Below are 17,699 nucleotides of genomic sequence, written 5' to 3' on the forward strand. Positions count from 1 at the left end.
CGGAGGGAGCGGGCCGGAGCCGGAGGGAGCGGGCCGGAGCCGGAGGGAGCGGGCCGGAGCCGGAGGGAGCGGGCCGGAGCCGGAGGGAGCGGGCCGAGGGGTGGGCCGAGCCGAAAGCCCTGGGGGTGAAGGGCTGGGGTCAAAGGGCTGGGGGTGGAGGCGCTGGGGGTGAAGGCTGGCCGAGAAGGCGCTGGCCGAGAAGGCGCTGGCCGAGAAGGGATGAGGTGGGGGGCTATGAGACGGGGGGATCGGGTGGAAGTGAGGGTTATGAGGTGGGGGTCAGGTGGGCGCGGACCAGGAGGGCGGCGCCGGCTACGGCGGCGGGCATGGCGATGACCGCGACGAACGGCACCAGGAACAGCAGGAATCCCACCACCCCGAACCCCAACGCGCTGGCCTTGTTCGCGCGCAGCAGCGCGAAGCGTTGCTTGCGGGCCATCCCTCGCCGCTCCAGCGCCAGGGTGGTGAGCTCCACCGTCAGGAAGAAGCCCGAGACGAGCGCCCCGAGCACCGGCACCACCGTCTGGCCGACCACCGGCACAAAGCCCAGGAAGAACAGCGGGATCGTGAAAAGGAGCACGTAGAACAGCGTGATCAGGCTGTCTCTGAGCGAGCGCGGCAGGGTGCGCCACCACGGCTGCTCGTCGGCGTCCGGAAGCGGGTCCACCTCGGCCGACAGCCGCTCGTAGAACGGCTCCCCGATCGCCAGGGTGAGCGCGGTGAAGGTGAGTACGGCCAGCGCCAGCCCTCCGAGGAACAGCAGGATCCCCACCAGCGTCCGAAACAGGTCACGCCAGCCCCACGACTCCGCGAACGGCGTCAGGAACGCGGCCAGGTCGGTGGCGTGCGTGCCCAGCAAGATCAGCGCCGCGACGTACACCGCGAACGCGATCAGCGCCGGGATCAGCCCGAACAGCCACCACCGCCCATGCCTGGCGACCCACCCCAACCCCTGGAAGAAGAAGCCGACGCCGGACGTGAAGTCGCGCAGTGATCGCATGCCCGGCAGGCTAGCGCCAGAACGACGTCACCGCGTAGCCCAGCTCCGCGAACAGGTCGTGCAGCAGCGGCAGCGAGATGCCGATCACATTGCCGTGGTCGCCTTCGATGCCCTCGACGAACCAACCGCCGCGCCCGTCGATGCTGAAGGCCCCGGCCACGCTGAGCGGCTCCCCCGTGGCGATGTACGCGTCGATCTCCTCGTCGGACGGCCGGCCGAAGCGAACCACGGTGGTGGCGACCTGCGCCGCCTGCTTGCCCGCGGCCACGTCGATCACGCAGTGACCCGTCACCAGGCGTCCCGTGCGCCCGCGCATGAGCCGCCACCGCTCGGCGGCCTCCTCAGGCGTGGCGGGCTTGCCGTACGGGCGGCCGTCCAGCTCCAGGATCGAGTCGCAGCCGATGACCAGGCCCTCGTCGAGCTCGTTCGCGACCGCCTCCGCCTTGGCCTTGGCGAGCACGAGGCTGAGCGCCGCCGGGGTGTGCGCGGAGAACGAGTCTTCGTCGACGCCGCTGACGATCACCTTGGGGTCGAGCCCGGCGCTGCGGAGGAGGGCGAGTCGGGCGGGGGAGGCTGAGGCCAGAACGATCACCGCATAAGCCTACCGTTGACCTGCGCCGCGTCATTCACCAGTCGGGGTTGGAAGTGCCGGGGACCACCTCGTGCGGGTCCCCCTCCTCATGACCGTCCGGGGCGCCGCGACGGCCCACGGTGCCGGCGTCGGGGCCGGTGTCGCGGCCGGTGTCGGAGCCAGTGTCGCGGCCGGTGCCGGGGCCGGTGTCGGAGCCGGTGTCGGAGCCAGTGTCGCGGCCGGTGCCGGGGCCGGTGTCGCGGCCGGTGTCGCGGCCGGTGCCGCGGCCGGTGCCGCGGCCGGTGCCGCGGCCGGTGCCGGAGCCGGTGTCAGGGCTGATGCCGGAGGGCGGGCGGGACTCGTACGGCCCGCCCTGCGCGGGCACCCCGCCGCCGAAGACGGCGTCCAGCAGGCCTTGGAGCAGCTCGCCCAGCTCCCCCGGGCAGGCCGGCTGCTCGCGGTCCAGGTCGTCGGCCAGAGCGCCCGCGTTCATGCCGCGGCTCTCGGCCCGGTTGGCGAGCAGGGACATGATCATGGGCGCGACGAGGGGCAGCAGCCTCATGATGATCCCCGAGTCGACTCCGGCGAACCGCGCCAGCGCGTCCGCGGCCTCCTCCGTTCCCCGGCCGCCCAGGACGTGGCCGAGGATGTTGTGCCCGTCGCGGGTCAGCGAGGCCACGTCGCCGGTGAACGGATCGGTGTCCACGTGGTCGTCCAGGGCCGCGCGCAGGGCGTCGGCGCCGTCCGGGTGACGGGCGTTGCGGGCCATGCCCCCGACGATGACGCCCGACACGGCCTCGACCACGTCGCGGGCCATGGTCGTGTCCGTGCCGAGCATCCCTGCGATCTGCTCCAGCCCTGAGTCTCCGAGCTCGGTGAGGAGCTCGTCCGTCAGTGTCACGACAGTCCCCCGATCGTTGTTCCGGGAGAGCTGCCCTGATCAGGGCCGGAGCAATGCCCGATTTGCGCTAATTCTCGGAAAAGCCGCTCACGGGGACAGGAGTGGCCGACGAGGCCAGGCCCGCCGCCGTGTAAGCGCCGGCCTCGTCGAGCGTCTCGTGTTCGAGCAGGGCCTTCACGATGGCGTCGAGCTTGTCGCGGTTGTCGGTGAGGATCTGGATCGCGCGCTCGTAGCACTCGTCCACGATCCGCCGCGCCTCCTCGTCGACGGTGGCGAGCGTCGCGGGCGAGGCCTGCGGCTGCTGTCCGTCGTTGGGGAGGATGGTCAGCGGGCCGACCTTCTCCGACATGCCCCAGCGCCCGACCATGCCACGGGCGATCATGGTGACCTGTTCCAGGTCGTTCTCGGCGCCCGTGGTGATGACCCCGTACACGACCTGCTCGGCCGCCATGCCGCCGAGCGCGCCGGTGATGCGCCCGCGCAGGTACTGCTCGTCGTAGGCGTACCGGTCGGTGTCGGGGGTGGACAGCGTGACCCCGAGCGCCCGCCCGCGCGGGATGATCGAGATCTTCCTGACCGGGTCGGCGCCCGGCTGGAGCATGCCGAGCAGCGCGTGACCGGCCTCGTGGAAGGCGGTCCTGGTGCGCTCCTCCTCCGGCATCACGATGCTGCGGGCCGCGCCGAGCTGCAGCTTCTCCAGCGCGTCGGCGAAGTCGGACATCGTGACCTTCTCCTTGCCGCGCTTGGCGGCCAGCAGGGCGGCCTCGTTGACCAGGTTGGCCAGGTCGGCGCCGGTCATGCCGGGGGTGGTCTTGGCGAGCTGGTCGGGGCTGACCTCGCCGTCCAGCGGCACGCCCCGCGTGTGCACCTGCAGGATGGCGGTGCGGCCGGCCGCGTCAGGCAGCCCCACCTGGACGGTACGGTCGAAGCGCCCGGGACGCAGGAGCGCCGGGTCGAGCACCTCGGGACGGTTCGTGGCCCCGATGACGATCACGCCCTCGGCGCCAGAGAAGCCGTCCATCTCGGTGAGGATCTGGTTCAGCGTCTGCTCGCGCTCGTCGTGGCCGCCGAGGCCGCCGGCACCGCCGCGGGCCCGGCCGATGGCGTCGATCTCGTCGATGAACACGATCGACGGCGCCACCTTCCGCGCCTCCTCGAACAGGTCGCGCACCCGCGAAGCGCCCACACCCACGATCATCTCGATGAACTCGGAGGCGCTGGCCGAGAAGAACGGCACCTTGGCCTCGCCCGCGACCGCCCTGGCCAGCAGCGTCTTACCGGTGCCGGGAGGACCGGCGAGCAGCACGCCCTTGGGCAGCTTCGCGCCGAGACGACGGTATTTCCCGGGGTCCTTGAGGTAGTCGACGATCTCGACGAGCTCGTTCTCGACCTCGTCGATGCCCGCGACGTCGTCGAACGTGACCCGCACCTGCCCGGCCTCGACCGGCTTGGCGGCCTTGGACCTGCCGAGCCCGCCCAGCCCGCCGCCCATCATGCTGGCGCCGCGGCGCATGACCCAGATCCACAGCCCGGCCAGCAGCAGCACAGGCAGCAGCGAGAGCAGCAGGTTGGAGAAGAAGCCACGGGTGATCGGCTTGGAGGTGATCTCGACCTGGCCGGTGGACAGCTGCTGGTCGAGCTGGTCGGTGTTGGCGAAGGCCGGGATCTCGGTCGCGAACTTCGTGTAGGACTCGTTGCTCTCGGGGTTCTTCGCCGCCGACCGCAGGTCGCCCTCGACGGACAGGCCCTGGGCGTAGATGTCCTTGACGTTCTTGGAGTTCACCTGCTTGGTGAACTCGGTGTACGAGATCGTCTCGACGGATCCGCTGTCGACGAACGACGACACGACGAAAAAGCCTGCGTACACCACGAGCAAGGTGACGACGAATCGCCACCAGTTGATCTTGGGCCGGCCTCCGGGCGTGCCGGGCAGGCCCTCCGAACGCCAGGGCGGCTTGCCCTTGCCGTTCTTCGGTGCCTGCGGCTGTCCCGAGCGTTCCACGGCGTCACTCCCCACATCGCCGCATACATGATCCTTTTAGCCTAGAACACGCACCCCGGCGACCACGCGGCTGATGTCACGCCACTGCTTGCGCTGCGAGTCAGGCACTGTGACGAACGCCAGCCCCGGCTTACTCATTCCCCCGTCCATCACGACGACGGCCGCCCGCGACTGATGCTTTCCGTATTTGACCCGATATACGAGCATCCAGCCGCGCTTGACCGGTTGCGAGGCAAGCCAGGTGATCCTGGAGCCTTCGGGGTGGTGGTTGAGCGTCCAGCGGGCCGCGAGCAGCGCCGTGTCACGAGGGGACTTCTGCCGCATGATCGGGAGCGGACATGTGACGAACATCCCACGCAGGCCGGCGCGCGTCTTGGGGAGCACCTGCTTGGAGGTGAACGGCGCCGCGCCGTACGACTTCCACGGCTTGGAGAGGTTCGGCACCGCCAGCCCGATGCGCTTGTCCTTGACGACCTTCCTGGACGGGGAGGCCAGGGACATCCGCTTGATCCGGCCCGTCAGCTTGGGGACGCGCGGGTCGGCGTACAGGGCCTGCATGGCCGTGTAACCGGGCGCGAGCGACGAGCCGGGCGAAGGCGTCGCCTCCGCTGCGGGGGTCACAGACGGAGGAGCCGCGGTGGAAGGCGCGGTGGAAGGCGCGGGGCCGGACGAGGACGGTGCGGCCGGCGGCGCGGTTACCGGCCCCGCCGCGACCTCGTCCGGCCCTGACGGGAGCACCACGACCAGCGTCGCAGCCGCGGCCACGACCAGGCCGATCGCGGCGAGCCCCCGGTACACCACCCGCATCCGGATATCTCCGATACGGGAGCGTTTGGGCGGAGAAGCAGGGGTTCCGGGCCTCGCCGCGGTCCTCACTTGGGAACCCTTGATCTCTTCTTCCCCATCGAGCACGAGCGGAGCGTACGACATATCCAGCCATTGCGCGTCGGAAGCTACCGAAGTGCAATCATGGACGGCGTGGAACAGGTTGAGCTGCGATTCGACCACGCCGCGCGAGCGGCCCAAACGCACACGAACCTCTCAGCGATCCGGCAGGGCTCCGCCGGGCTCTGGGTGGCCGGCGACGAGACCGCGACCTTCGAGCACCTGACCTGGCTGGGCGACCATTTCGGCGACCAGCGCACGTTCCCGCTGGCCGACTACGTCGAGCTGCCCGCGGGCCCCGAGGACGAGGCCGACATCGAGGGGCTGGCCCGCGCGAACGGCTACCTCTGGCTGGTCGGCTCCCACAGCCTCAAGCGCAAGAAGGTCAAGTCGAAGGACCCGGAGAAGGCCGCCGACCGGCTGGCCACGGTGGTCAGGGAGGAGAACCGGTTCATCCTGACCCGGCTGCCGCTCCACGACGAGACTCCCGGCCCTGGAACGATCCTCGCCGGCAGGGACAACCTGACCACGCATCTGCGCGACGACCGGCACCTGGCGCCGTTTCTGGAGCTGCCCGGCAAGGACAACGGGCTCGACGTCGAGGGCATCGCCGTCGTGTCCGAGCGGATCTACCTCGGGCTGCGCGGCCCCGTGCTGCGGGGCTGGGCGGTGCTGCTGGAGCTGCGGCTCGAGGAGGCGGGCAGGTCACGGCTGCGGCTGCGGGAGCCGTACCGCAAGCACTTCCTGGACCTGGGCGGGCTGGGCGTGCGGGACCTCTGCCCGGACGGGGACTCGCTGCTGATCCTCGCCGGCCCGACCATGGACCTCGACGGTCCCGTACGGATCGTGCGCTGGCGGCCCGGCACCAGGCAGGGGGTCGTCCCCGAGGGCGAGCTGGAGACGGTGATCGAGCTGCCCCACGGCGTGAAGTGCGACCACCCCGAAGGGCTGGCGCTGCTGGCCGACGGCAGGCTCATGGTCGTGTACGACAGCCCGTCGCCCGCGCGGTTCACCCCGGCGGGCGGCGTGCTGGCGGACGTCTTCACGATCTAGCGACGCGTCCGCGCAACCAGGGCGCCTTCACGATCTAGCGACGCGTCCGCGCAACCAGGACGCCTCGGCCACGAACGTGCACGAGCCCGGCTCGATCTCCGTGAACCCGGCATCGCGCACCACGGGGAGCCCCGCGGCGGCCATGGCGTCGAAGTCGCCCTGGGAGGCCGCGGTGCGCACGGACACCGCGAGCCCGCGGGCGCGCCAGGCCTCCCGCTCGGCCGCGTCACTGGCCCACCAGGCGAGCTGGGCGGCATGCCCGGCCTGCGCCATGGCCTTGCCCGCGGACATGGCCAGGCCCGGGTTGGCCCACAGGACCGGCGGCTCCGCGGGCGGCGGATCGGCGGTGTCGCTCAGCTCGGTGCCGCCCACCTGCAGCCGCGCGAGGTCCCGCGGCCAGCCGTCGAGCGGCACGGGCGGATGTACGCGCACCTCGGCCGTACGGTGCTCGACGGTGCGTCCCGGCAGCGCGACCGCCCTGCGCCACTCGGCGCCCCTGGCCCGGCGGACCACCTTGCGGATCTTGCCGGTGGACTCCCAGGAGTGCAGCTCGGCGGCCCACTCGCCGGGGTCGTCCAGCAGGCTCAGCACGGCCATGGCGGCCGCTTCCAGCGCGTCGGTGCGTTCGGGAGGCGCGGCTCTCTCGATCCTGACGACCAGCGGCAGGACATAAAGCTCAGAATTCATCGCCCTCTAGCATGCACGATGGCCATGGACATGCCCGCGGCGAGGAGGCACAAGGCGCCGGCGCCGTACCAGGCGAGGTCGTAATTGCCCAGGTGGTCGCGGGTGAGCCCGGCGGCGACGGCGGCGAACGCGGCCCCCACCTGGTGCGAGCCGAACACCCACCCGAACACCACGGCTCCGTCGGCCCCGTAGATCCGCCGGCACAGCGCCACCGTGGGCGGCACGGTCGCCACCCAGTCCAGCCCGTAGAACACGATGAAGATCAGCATGCTGGGCTCGGTCGTGGCCGCGAACAGGCTCGGCAGCACCATCAGGGAGAGCCCGCGCAGCGCGTAGTAGACGCCGAGCAGCACCTTGGGGTCGACCCGGTCGCTGAGCCAGCCGGACGCGATCGTGCCCGCGATGTCGAAGATCCCGATGACCGCCAGCAGGCCGGCCGCCACGGGCTCGGCCATGCCGTGGTCGTGCGCGGCGGGGATGAAGTGGGTGCCGACCAGGCCGTTCGTGCTGGCGCCGCAGATCGCGAAGCCGCCGGCGAGCAGCCAGAACGGCCGGGTCCTGGCCGCCGAGGCCAGCACGGTGACCGCCCTGACCGCCGCGTTCACCTTGCTCGGGGGCGCAGTACGGACCGCGTCAGGCTCCGCGCCGAGCGCCGTCGTGCCCACGTCGGCGGGGTGGTCACGCAGCAGCCACCACACGAACGGCACCACCGCCAGCGCCGCACCGGACACGGTCAGCGAGGCGAAGCGCCACCCCGGCCCCTCGGCGAGCTGGGCCAGCACGGGCAGGAAGATCAGCTGCCCGGTGGCGCCGGCCGCGGTGAGCACGCCCGTGACCAGCCCGCGGTGCCGGACGAACCAGCGGTCCACCACGGTCGCGGCGAACACCAGCGCCATCGAGCCCGTCCCGAGCCCGACGAGCACGCCCCAGAACAGCAGGAGCTGCCAGCTCGCCGTCATCAGCACGGTCAGGCCGCTGCCCGCGGCGATCAGCAGCAGCGCGAGGGAGACCACGCGGCGCATGCCGAAGCGGTCCATCAGGGCGGCGGCGAAGGGGGCGGTCAGGCCGTAGAGCACCAGGTTGATGGAGACCGCGAGGGAGATCGTGCCGGCCGACCAGCCGAACTCCTCCTGCAAGGGGGTGATCAGTACGCCGGGGGTGGCGCGGAACCCGGCCGCGCCCAGGATCGCCACGAAGGCGACGGCCGCCACGAACCAGGCCCGGTGCAGGCGGCGCGTGGGGGCGGTGGTGCTCAACGTCATGCGCCAATCCTGCTTTATCCCCTTACAAGGTCACGAGTGGCCGGATGGTCAATATGTGAAAGAATTCGGCCATGACACATCGCGTGGCAGTCGTCGTGCTCAACCACTTCGCCACGATCGACCTCGGCGTGCCCGGCCAGGTGTTCGGGACGGCCGAGACGGCGGACGGCGAGAAGTTGTACGAGGTGGTGACCTGCTCGGAGGGGCGGATGCCGGTCCGCTGTTCGGCGGGCTACAGCGTGCTGCCCGACCACGACCTCGACGTCCTCGACACCGCCGACACGGTCGTGGTGCCCGGCATCCACGCGGGCCGGGCACTGCTCGACGGGACGATCTCGGACACGCTGGCCGCGGCCCTCCAAGGGCGGCGCAGGATCCTGTCGATCTGCACGGGGGCGTTCGTGCTGGCGGCGGCGGGCCTGCTCGACGGGCGCCCGGCCACCACCCACTGGCGCGAGGCCGACCGGTTCGCCCGGCTCTTCCCGCAGGTCAAGCTCGATCCCGACGTGCTGTACGTGGACGACGGCGACGTGCTGACCTCGGCAGGCGTGGCGGCCGGGCTCGACCTGTGCTTCCACGTGATCAGGAACGACCACGGCAGCGAGGTGGCCAACCGCGCGGCCCGCCGCTGCGTCATGCCGCCGTGGCGGGACGGCGGCCAGGCCCAGTACATCGACCGGCACCTGCCGGAGGCGGGCGGCGGCACGGCGGCCACCCGCGACTGGATGCTGGCCCACCTGGAGCGCCCGCTCGACCTGACCGCGCTGGCCGAGCACGCCAGGATGAGCGTGCGGACGTTCACCAGGCGCTTCCGCGACGAGACCGGCGTGAGTCCGGCCAGGTGGCTGAACGGCCAGCGGGTCCAGCACGCCAGGCACCTGCTGGAGACGACCGAGCTGGGCGTGGAGGAGGTGGCCAGGAAGGCGGGGTTCGGGACGGCGGTCTCGCTCCGTCAGCATCTGCACGCGGCCGTGGGGGTTTCGCCGCTGGCGTACCGGCACACGTTCCGGCGACTCTGAGTTCCTCCGGCAAAAGCCACATTTCGGCCCTACAATCGGCCCCAGGAAGATCGACTAGAAAGGGTCGTCACATGGCCGAGGCGGATCGCGTACCCGCCGGGATCAACCCGAACGTGCCCAGCGTCGCCCGCATGTACGACTACTACCTCGGGGGCCGCGACAACTTCGCCGCCGACCGCGAGGCGGCCGAGAAGATGATGGAGATCGGCCGGCGGATGGGCAACGACGCCCGCGAGATCGCCCTGGCCAACCGCGCCTTCATCGGTCATGCCGTACGCATGCTCGCCGAGGCCGGAGTGCGCCAGTTCGTCGACATCGGCGCGGGCCTGCCCACCCAGGACAACGTGCACCAGGTGGCCCAGCGGCACGCCCCCGGCTCCCGCGTCGTCTACGTCGACAACGATCCCATCGTTCTGGTCCACGCCCGCGCGCTGCTGGCCAGGGACCCGGACGTCCTGGCGATCGAGGGCGATCTCAAGGATCCCGACGCCATCCTGGACGACCCGCGCGTCGCGGAGCACCTCGACCTCTCCCAGCCGTACGCCGTGCTGCTGGTCGCGGTACTGCACTTCATCCACGACGACGCCGAGGCCGACCGGATCGCCGCGCGCATCCGCGAGCGCCTGCGGCCCGGGGGCCACCTGGTGCTGTCGCACCTGCTGTACGCGGGCCACGACATGGACGACGTCGCGACGGCCGGCCAGCAGGTCTACTCCAGCACGACCTCGGGCGGCCTGGCGCGGCGCGGCTACGACGAGATCGCCTCCTACTTCGACGGGCTGGAGCTGCTCGGGCCGGGTGTCGTGCCGGTGGCCGACTGGACGCCCGAGGGCTCCCCCGGCGGCTCGTACGACCTCTCCAAGGGCGGCATCCTGGCCGGCGTGGGCCGCCGCCCGGCCTAGGCCGCCACCTCCAGGCCCTCGCCGAACCAGGTCCTCAGGGCCTCGTCGAGGGTCTCGTCGGGCTCGCCGGCCCAGGCCACGTAGCCGTCGGGGCGCACCAGCACGGCGCCGTCGCCCTCGAAGGGCACCACGTGCACGCGCCCGTGCCGCACCCGCAGGCCGCCCGTCCCGTCGAGCAGCACGGGCCACGCGCGCGCGGCCGGCTCGGCCGGCAGGTCGGCCAGGAACCGGCCCGCCAGCGGATGCGCCGGCGCGGGCACCGGGTAGGCCAGGTCCGCTCCGGCCATCATGGCGGCGATGCGGCGGCGGGCGCCGTCGTCGCCCAGCAGCTCGCCGAACACCTCACGCAGGGCCGTGATCTCGGGCCCCGGCGCGGCCAGCGCGAGCTGCGCCTGGGTGTGCACGGCGACGCGCAGGGCGGCCGGGCGGCGCTCGGCACCGTAGGTGTCGAGCAGCCCAGGCGGCGCCCAGCCCCGCACCTCGGCGGCCAGCTTCCAGGCCAGGTTGGCGGCGTCCTGCAGGCCGAGGTTGAGGCCGGGCGCACCCATGGCCGAGTGGACGTGCGCGGCGTCGCCCACCACGAAGACCCTGCCCTCCCGGTAGCGGTCGGCGACGCGGGTGTTGCGGCCCTTGAGCCGCCTGAGCAGGTGCGGGCCCTCGCCGGTGGGCTCGGCGAGCGGCAGGTCGGCGCCGAGCACGCGGGCCAGGCCGGCGCGCAGCTCGCCGACGGTCATCGGCTCGTCGTCGTCGGGCGCGGAGGCGTCCCACTCCATGGCGCTGACCAGCAGGGTCCCGTGGTCCGCGGGGAGGATCGCGTAAGCGCCGCGCTCTGTCCTGTGCCAGGCGTACATCACGTACGTGCCCAGCCCCGGCACCTCCAGCTCCACCGTGCCTGGCCGGATCACCGCACCCGGCAGGGTGACGTGGGCGCTGCGGCTCACGACGTCGGTCGAGGTGACGCCGGGGAAGCCGATGCCCGCGAGCTTCCTGACCGTGCTGTGCGCGCCGTCGCAGCCCACCAGGTAGCGGGTGCGCAGCTCGTACGCGCCCTCGGGCCCCCGGAGCTCCACCGAGACGCCGTGGGGGTCCTGGGTGAAGCCGAGCAGCTCGTGCCCGCGCCTGATCTCCACACCCAGCTCGACCGCCCGCCGCTCGATCAGCTCCTCCAGGGCGGGCTGCTTGATCCCCATCCCGTACAGCGGGTTGTCCTCCAGCCCGGCCAGGTTCAGCGGCAGCGCGCCGAACACGAACCCCGGCATCGGCGCGTCCCCCACGGCGAGGCCGCGCTGGTGGAGCAGCCTGACGACCTGGCCGACGATCCCGTTGGCCTTGGGCTGGTCGCTGCGCCGGGGCAGGCGCTCGACGACGGTCGGGCGGACTCCGGCCAGGGCCAGCTCGCAGGCCAGCATCAGCCCGTTGGGGCCGCCGCCGATGATCACGATGTCCATGCGTTCTCCTCAGAGGGAAGGATCGGGCAGCCCCGCGGCCAGCGCGCCCAGGGCCTCGCGCAGCAGGGGCACGAGCGGGACCGGCGGGTCGGAGCGCAGCCAGTGGGCGACGGCCGCCTGCACGGCGGAGCCCACGGCGACGGCCACGAGGTGGGGATAGAGGTCGCGGGCGGCGTCGGTGCCGGTGCGCTCGGCCACGGCCGCGGCCAGCTCGTTGTTCCCGGCGAACACCATCTGCAGCGACTCGGCCCGCAGCGCGGGCTCTTCCGCCAGCATCCTGATGCTCGCCAGCACTTCGGGATCGGGCGCCACCTCCGTGCGGGCCAGCGCCCAGGGCTCGACCATGGCCTCGGTCAGCGCCTCCCACAGTAGCTCCGCCGGCGGCCGGGCCCGCAGCGCCGCCACCGAACGCGTGATGCGGTCGATGTGGCGGGCGGCGATCGCCTCGTACTTGCTGGAGAAGTAGTTGTTGAACGTGCGGGGCGAGACGCCGACCTCGGCGGCGATGTCCTCGACGCGTACGCGCTCCAGCCCGCGCTCGTGAGCCAGCCGGAGGGCGGCCGTCATCAGCGCCTCGCGCGTGGCCTGCTTCTTCCGCTCTCTCAGCCCGCTCATGGGCTCACCGTATCGAAAAAAGTGCGGAGTCAGCAAATTTTCGGACCACGCATGTTTTTGACTAACGGATGACAGAGGCGAGGCGCGTTAGATTGGGAGCATGTCCCTGACCCTCGAATTCGTCAGCACGATCAGGGCCGAGCGGTCCGGATCGGTCGACAGGCTGGCCGACACGGACGGCATGACGGCCTGGGTGCGGACGCACGCGCCCGACCTCGGCGACCTCACCGTCACGGAGGAGCTGCGCCAGGAGACGGTGCGCCTGCGCCAGGCCGTACGCGCCCTGTTCGCCAAGGCCGTGGCGCCGGGCCCGCCGAGCCGGGCGGACGCGGCGGACCTGCCCGGGTTCGAGGAGTCGCTGGCCCTGGTCAACGCCACCGCCCTGGCCGCCCCCACCGCACCCCAACTGCACTGGAACGGCGAGCCGTCCCTCGCCACCGCGCCCGCGACGCAGGCCTCCCCCGGCACGCGACTGCTCGCCAGGCTCGCCACGGCGGCCGTGGAGTTCCTCGCGGGGCCGGACCGCGCACTGGTCCGCACCTGCCAGGCCCCGCGCTGCGTGCTCTATTTCGTCAAGGAGCACCCGCGCCAGGAGTGGTGCTCGACGGGCTGCGGCAACCGCGCCCGGGCGGCCAGGCACTACCGGGAGCACAAAAAAATCTAACGCTTGCAAGACCGAGTTTCCGTTATAGTATTTCTAACGGCAACTCGGCCGCGCATGCGTTAGAGGAGCGGGGAATGTCCTTCCAGACCGGGCACGTCGGGCTCAACGTCACCGATCTCGACAAGTCCAAAGATTTCTACACGCGGGTCTTCGGCTTCACGGTGGCGGGCGAGTCACAGGAGGACGGCCGCCGGTACGCGTTCCTGACCCAGGACGGCACGCTGGTGCTGACGCTCTGGCAGCAGAGCGCGGGCCGCTTCGAGGCAGGCCGGCCGGGCCTGCACCACCTGTCGTTCCAGGTGGCGGACCTCGACGCGGTACGCCGGGCGGAGACGATGATCAGGGAGATCGGCGCGACCCTCTTCCACGACGGCGTCGTGCCGCACCGCGAGGGCGCCTCGTCGGGCGGCGTGTTCTTCGCCGACCCCGACGGCATCCGGCTGGAGATCTTCGCCCCGGACGGCGCGGGCGACCGGCCCGCGCCCAGCTCTGAAGCGCCGACCTGCGGGTTCTTCTAATGAGGCATCCGGGTGAGGTCGCCGTGCAGCGCCGGGCGGGGGTGCGGCTGGAGGACCACGGGAGCTCACGGACGCGCCCGGAGATCCCGGAGCCGGCCGCCGAGTTCCTGCGGAACCAGCACATGGTCGTCCTGGGCGCGGCCGACGACGGCGGGCGCGTGTGGGCGGGCGTGCTCACGGGCCCCGCGGGGTTCGCCTCCGCGGCGGACGACCGCACGATCGTGCTGCACGCCCTGCCGGGCGCCGACGACCCTCTCCACGGGCTGTTCGAGCATGAACGGGACGTCGGCCTGATCGCCATCGAGCCGCACACGCGGCGCCGGATGCGCGTGAACGGCACCGCCGTGCGGGCCGGCGACGCCCTGGTGGTGTGGACGGAGCAGGTCTACTCCAACTGCCCCAAGTACATCCAGACCCGCTCCCCCACCTCCGCTCCGGGCGAGCCCGCGGGGCTGGGGCGCGGGATCGCGCTGGCGGACCGGCACCGTACGTGGATCGCCGAGGCGGACACGTTCTTCATCGCCACGCGGGCCGAAGGGCTCGGGGCGGACGTGTCGCACCGGGGCGGCAACCCCGGATTCGTCCGGGTGACGGGGGCGCGCTCGCTGGAGTTCCCCGACTACCAGGGCAACGCGATGTACATGACGTTGGGCAACCTGGAGCTGGACCCGGCGGCCGGGCTGCTGTTCGTGGACTGGGAGCGTGGGGAGACGCTGCAGCTCACGGGCCGGGCCCGGGTGGAATGGGGGGACCAGCGGACGGTGCGCTTCGAGCTGGACGAGTACGCGCACCTGGGCGGGACCGTGTCGGCCGGCTGGACCGCCCCCGGCTATCACCGCTTCAACCCCCCGGTCGAGGCAGGCGCTTCTCGAACCAGTGATGCGCGTACGGCTCGTCGCTGAACGCCGCCACCTCCCGGTAGCCGCTCGCCCGATAGAGGGCGACGGCTTCCGTGAGCGCCCGGTTGGTCTCCAGCCGCAGCGTGCGGACCCCCTGGGCGGCCGCCTTCCCCTCCGCCTCGGCGAGCAGCCGCCGTCCCAGCCCCAGCCCGCGCACGGCCGGGTCCACCCACATCCGCTTGATCTCGGCGGACCCGGCCTCCGGGTGGAGCTTGAGCGCCACGCACCCGACCGGCTCGGCGTGCAGCGCGGCGACCAGCAGCATCCCGGCCGGGAGCCGCAGCTCGGCGTCGGTGGCGGAGATGCTGCGGGCCGGGTCGAAGCCGCCCTCGAACCGGCGGGCCAGCTCGTCGGCGTAGGCCTGGAGGCAGCGGCGGGCGCCGGGATGGCGCGGGTCGAGCACGTCGATGGCGATCATGGAGGCGAGCAGCAGGCGCTCGACCTCGGACATGGCGGCCACGAGGCGGTCGCGCTGCGCGTCGGAGAGCGGTTCGAGGATGTGCGCCGCCGCCTCGTCGGACCGGCGATCCAGCTCCTCCCGCTCGGCGAGCCCCGCCGGCGTGAGCCGGGCCGTGCGAACCCGGCCGTCGGAGCCGCCGTCGTCCATGACCACCAGCCCGTCGGCCTCCAGCGACCGCAGCAGCCTGCTCAGGTAGCCGGAGTCGAGGTCGAGCCGCGTCCGCAGGACACGCACCTCGCTGCCTTCCGCGCCGATCTCCCAGAGCACCCGCGACTGCCCGAGCGCCCGATCCCTGGCCAGGAAGCTGTCGTTGAGCGCCCCGATCCGCTGCGTCACGGTCCGCTGGAACCTGCGCACCTGGCCGATCGCCGCACCGTCCATATCTCTGACTTTAGTCAGGGAATCTCTCCTTCGCGAGGTCACATCCACGGACCAGCGACCGGCACCGTGCTGTAGTCCTCCCCCGTGACCGGCCGGATGTCCTTCCAGTGCACCCATCGCGCGCCCTCGCTCGCCTGCGGCGGCCAGAGCAGGAATCCCCATCGCACCCCTTCGGTGTCGTCGCCCCAGGCCAGCAGGTAGCGGGCCGCCGTGGCGTGCTCCACGACGGGCGGGCGCCAGAGCTCGGGCAGGTCCTGCGTGTCGGTATCCATACCGATCATTATACGAACACGCATTCGATATCTCCAGGAGTGCTAGGCTATGACTGAATATCCGATCCAGTCATAGGGACACACATGGCTGTGGCATTCACGACCGAGGACCGGGCGCGCATCACCGCGTCCCTGCTCGACACCGCCGAAGAGCTCTTCGCCACCCAGGGCCTGAAGAAGACCTCGCTCGACGAGCTGGTCGCCGCCTCGGGCATCGCCAAGGGCAGCTTCTACGCGTTCTTCGAGTCCAAGGAGGAGCTGTACAAGGAGGTGATGATCCGCAGGGCGCCCATGCTCGGCAAGCGGCTGGCCACCGCCCTGGACCGGCCGCCCGGCGTCGAGGCGCTCGCCCACATCATGCGCGAGTTGATCGACGTGCTCTCCACCGACCCGTTCTACCGGCGGCTGCTCACCCGGCCCGAGGAGCTGGAGGCGGTGGCGCGCAGGGTCGGGGCCGAGGAGGTCGCCCGCGTCACACCTCACCTGCTGACGCCGCTGCTCGACTACCTCGCCCGTGGGCAGGCCGACGGCGTCTTCGTCGCGGACGTCCCGCCCGAGGTGCTGGTCGGCGTGCTGCGCACGGCCGGCCTCCTGGTGCTCAACCGCGACAGGTTCGGGCCCGACCACTCCCAGGTGGTCGAGGCCACCATCAACGCGCTGGCCAGGGGGCTCGTCGCATGAATGTGCTGAAGAAGTACGCGCAGGCCGCGGGCATGACGGACGAGGCGTGGAAGCGGCACGCCAACCCGTGGAGCGTCTGGACCCGGTTCGCCGCCATCCCGCTGATGATCGCGGCCATCTGGAGCAGGGAGTGGCTCGGCTGGTGGGCCCTCGTCCCGGTGGGCCTGGTCGTCGTCTGGCTGGCGGTCAACCCGCACGTCTTCCCGGCGATCGAGCAGCCCGGAAGCTGGTCGGCCCGGGGCATCTACGGCGAGAAGCTGTGGCTGCGCGACCGGTCGCTGGTCACCGGCGACCACCGCAACGTGCAGCGGCTGCTCATCGGGGTAGGCTCGGCGGGGTTCGCGCTGCTCATCTGGGGGCTGATCGCGCTCGACATCTGGCCGACGGTGTTCGGCGCCACGCTGGTCACGCTCGGCCAGCTCTGGCGCATCGACCGGCTCGGCCAGCTCTACCTGGCCCACCGCGACACCGCCCGCGAGTAAGAACACCGGGACAACGCGAAACCGCCCCTGCCCATCAAGGTGAGGCAGAGGCGGTCAGGTCGGGGTGGAGCTATGGGGATTCGAACCCCAGACCTCCTCCATGCCATGGAGGCGCGCTACCAACTGCGCCATAGCCCCTTGCTGCGTGTACGAGTGTATCCGACTTACGGACCCCTCAAGCACACGTTAAAAAGTAAGCATACGCAGGGTAAAAGCTTGCTACTGTCCGTTGCCGTGCCCAGCGTGCAACCACTGCCCCTGACCCGCGATGCGCCCAGCTCCTCGACCGCCGCGAGCATGCCGTGATCGGCGTCAGCGCGCTCAACGGGTACTTCACCCCCCGCACCATCAGACACCTGCTCGACTGGGCGACCAGGACGTTCGCCCGGGTGCACGTCCTCGTGCCCGGCGTCGAGCTGGCCGGGACGCTGGTCGCCAGGGGGTGTCCGGAGGCCAAGGCCGGGGCCAAGGCGAGGGCGGCGGCCAACAACACGCGCAACCGGGTGGTCCGCGCGCTCGACGCCCTCGACCCGCCCAACGCCACCGTGTTCGACTGGAACGAGCTGGCCTCCGTCCCGGCCTACGACTGCGCGCGGATGAGGCTGGAGCGGCTGTTCGCCACCGATCCGGTCTTCAGGGAGCACTGCATGGACGCGGTACGGCCCATCGTCGGCGCGCCGGAGCTCTCCCGCGAGCAGGCCGAGCACGCCCTGCCGTTCCTCCTGGCCGAGCTGCCCTTCGTGATCGACACCCCGTCGATCCTCGGCACGGGCTCGTCGGTGTTCTGCTACCCCAGGCCGATGCCGATGGTGGACCTGCTCTACGCCGGCCTGCTGCCGGTGCGCCCGGCATCCGCGCAGGGATTCGTCTCCACCGCATTGACACAGGCAGCCCGCCCCGCCGACCATCTCAGTAACACTCTGTAACAGCATCGTCACCTGAGGTGGCCGGCTATGGATGCGGATGCTCGAAATGCTGGACATGCGTTCGACACGAG

19 protein-coding genes, 1 tRNA gene and 1 pseudogene are annotated in these 17,699 nt (G+C 71.6%); 9 read left to right on the plus strand and 12 right to left on the minus strand.

What is annotated here, in order from left to right:
* Positions 1–265 precede the first annotated feature (265 nt).
* The 5 genes from ACWEPL_RS39095 to ACWEPL_RS39115 form a co-directional block, all read right to left on the minus strand.
* Positions 266–1,000: an EI24 domain-containing protein gene (locus tag ACWEPL_RS39095; RefSeq protein ID WP_355204747.1), complete on the minus strand. Its 735-nt coding sequence runs from the start codon at positions 998–1,000 to the stop codon at positions 266–268.
* A gap of 10 nt (positions 1,001–1,010) precedes the next feature.
* Entirely contained in the window at positions 1,011–1,592 is a 582-nt protein-coding gene (locus ACWEPL_RS39100; RefSeq protein ID WP_363966369.1) for a Maf family protein, read from the minus strand.
* 34 nt (positions 1,593–1,626) lie between these two features.
* Complete coding sequence (locus ACWEPL_RS39105; protein WP_452439138.1) at positions 1,627–2,472, minus strand: DUF937 domain-containing protein; 846 nt, start codon at positions 2,470–2,472, stop codon at positions 1,627–1,629.
* 67 nt (positions 2,473–2,539) lie between these two features.
* Positions 2,540–4,474: an ATP-dependent zinc metalloprotease FtsH gene (gene ftsH, locus ACWEPL_RS39110; protein ID WP_363966373.1), complete on the minus strand. Its 1,935-nt coding sequence runs from the start codon at positions 4,472–4,474 to the stop codon at positions 2,540–2,542.
* 36 nt (positions 4,475–4,510) lie between these two features.
* Entirely contained in the window at positions 4,511–5,281 is a 771-nt protein-coding gene (locus ACWEPL_RS39115) for a hypothetical protein (RefSeq protein ID WP_363966375.1), read from the minus strand.
* 162 nt (positions 5,282–5,443) lie between these two features.
* On the opposite strand from ACWEPL_RS39115, the gene ACWEPL_RS39120 reads away from it, so the two are divergent.
* Positions 5,444–6,412: a DUF3616 domain-containing protein gene (locus tag ACWEPL_RS39120; protein WP_452439139.1), complete on the plus strand. Its 969-nt coding sequence runs from the start codon at positions 5,444–5,446 to the stop codon at positions 6,410–6,412.
* A 27-nt stretch (positions 6,413–6,439) separates the two neighbouring features.
* Here the strand turns inward: ACWEPL_RS39120 and ACWEPL_RS39125 are convergent, their stop codons facing one another.
* Together ACWEPL_RS39125 and ACWEPL_RS39130 are read right to left on the minus strand one after the other, a co-directional pair.
* Positions 6,440–7,099, minus strand: coding sequence for an aminoacyl-tRNA hydrolase (locus tag ACWEPL_RS39125; RefSeq protein ID WP_363966379.1), 660 nt, complete (start codon positions 7,097–7,099; stop codon positions 6,440–6,442).
* Positions 7,096–8,361 carry an MFS transporter gene (locus ACWEPL_RS39130; RefSeq protein ID WP_397372238.1) on the minus strand — a complete coding sequence of 422 codons (1,266 nt, stop codon included), beginning with the start codon at positions 8,359–8,361 and terminating at the stop codon, positions 7,096–7,098. The genes ACWEPL_RS39125 and ACWEPL_RS39130 overlap by 4 nt, the downstream gene beginning before the upstream one ends.
* Before the next feature lie 71 nt (positions 8,362–8,432).
* On the opposite strand from ACWEPL_RS39130, the gene ACWEPL_RS39135 reads away from it, so the two are divergent.
* Entirely contained in the window at positions 8,433–9,380 is a 948-nt protein-coding gene (locus tag ACWEPL_RS39135) for a GlxA family transcriptional regulator (RefSeq protein ID WP_357748180.1), read from the plus strand.
* Between the two features lie 71 nt (positions 9,381–9,451).
* Positions 9,452–10,282 carry an SAM-dependent methyltransferase gene (locus ACWEPL_RS39140; RefSeq protein WP_363966384.1) on the plus strand — a complete coding sequence of 277 codons (831 nt, stop codon included), beginning with the start codon at positions 9,452–9,454 and terminating at the stop codon, positions 10,280–10,282.
* Here ACWEPL_RS39140 and ACWEPL_RS39145 read toward each other — a convergent pair.
* Together ACWEPL_RS39145 and ACWEPL_RS39150 are read right to left on the minus strand one after the other, a co-directional pair.
* Positions 10,279–11,730: an FAD-dependent monooxygenase gene (locus ACWEPL_RS39145; RefSeq protein ID WP_452439140.1), complete on the minus strand. Its 1,452-nt coding sequence runs from the start codon at positions 11,728–11,730 to the stop codon at positions 10,279–10,281. The genes ACWEPL_RS39140 and ACWEPL_RS39145 overlap by 4 nt on opposite strands.
* 9 nt (positions 11,731–11,739) lie before the next feature.
* Positions 11,740–12,345, minus strand: coding sequence for an acyl-CoA-like ligand-binding transcription factor (locus tag ACWEPL_RS39150; protein WP_452439141.1), 606 nt, complete (start codon positions 12,343–12,345; stop codon positions 11,740–11,742).
* Between the two features lie 100 nt (positions 12,346–12,445).
* Here ACWEPL_RS39150 and ACWEPL_RS39155 point away from each other — a divergent pair, with 100 nt between their 5' ends.
* The 3 genes from ACWEPL_RS39155 (at position 12,446) to ACWEPL_RS39165 (ending at position 14,429) form a co-directional block, all read left to right on the plus strand.
* Entirely contained in the window at positions 12,446–13,009 is a 564-nt protein-coding gene (locus tag ACWEPL_RS39155; protein ID WP_363966390.1) for a CGNR zinc finger domain-containing protein, read from the plus strand.
* Between the two features lie 74 nt (positions 13,010–13,083).
* The gene (locus tag ACWEPL_RS39160; protein ID WP_452439142.1) at positions 13,084–13,527 is read left to right on the plus strand and encodes a VOC family protein; all 444 of its coding nucleotides are present in this window, start codon (positions 13,084–13,086) and stop codon (positions 13,525–13,527) included.
* Positions 13,527–14,429: a pyridoxamine 5'-phosphate oxidase family protein gene (locus tag ACWEPL_RS39165; protein WP_452439143.1), complete on the plus strand. Its 903-nt coding sequence runs from the start codon at positions 13,527–13,529 to the stop codon at positions 14,427–14,429. Before ACWEPL_RS39160 ends, ACWEPL_RS39165 begins: the two co-directional genes overlap by 1 nt.
* Here ACWEPL_RS39165 and ACWEPL_RS39170 read toward each other — a convergent pair.
* Together ACWEPL_RS39170 and ACWEPL_RS39175 are read right to left on the minus strand one after the other, a co-directional pair.
* Entirely contained in the window at positions 14,368–15,267 is a 900-nt protein-coding gene (locus ACWEPL_RS39170) for a bifunctional helix-turn-helix transcriptional regulator/GNAT family N-acetyltransferase (RefSeq protein ID WP_452439144.1), read from the minus strand. The genes ACWEPL_RS39165 and ACWEPL_RS39170 overlap by 62 nt on opposite strands.
* 38 nt (positions 15,268–15,305) lie before the next feature.
* Positions 15,306–15,539, minus strand: coding sequence for a hypothetical protein (locus ACWEPL_RS39175; protein ID WP_363966398.1), 234 nt, complete (start codon positions 15,537–15,539; stop codon positions 15,306–15,308).
* 84 nt (positions 15,540–15,623) lie between these two features.
* Here ACWEPL_RS39175 and ACWEPL_RS39180 point away from each other — a divergent pair, with 84 nt between their 5' ends.
* Together ACWEPL_RS39180 and ACWEPL_RS39185 are read left to right on the plus strand one after the other, a co-directional pair.
* Positions 15,624–16,220 (plus strand): TetR/AcrR family transcriptional regulator, encoded by a 597-nt coding sequence (locus ACWEPL_RS39180; protein ID WP_363966400.1) that lies wholly within the window; start codon positions 15,624–15,626, stop codon positions 16,218–16,220.
* A complete protein-coding gene (locus ACWEPL_RS39185) occupies positions 16,217–16,702 on the plus strand; it encodes a DUF6653 family protein (protein ID WP_355204791.1) in 486 nt (161 codons plus the stop codon). Before ACWEPL_RS39180 ends, ACWEPL_RS39185 begins: the two co-directional genes overlap by 4 nt.
* Before the next feature lie 65 nt (positions 16,703–16,767).
* Here the strand turns inward: ACWEPL_RS39185 and ACWEPL_RS39190 are convergent.
* A tRNA-Ala gene (locus tag ACWEPL_RS39190) sits at positions 16,768–16,840 on the minus strand.
* A 137-nt stretch (positions 16,841–16,977) separates the two neighbouring features.
* Here ACWEPL_RS39190 and ACWEPL_RS39195 point away from each other — a divergent pair.
* Positions 16,978–17,628, plus strand: a pseudogene (locus tag ACWEPL_RS39195) (tRNA-dependent cyclodipeptide synthase); the annotation flags it as partial.
* Between the last annotated feature and the right edge of the window lie 71 nt (positions 17,629–17,699).

The organism is Nonomuraea sp. NPDC004186 (assembly GCF_053603495.1).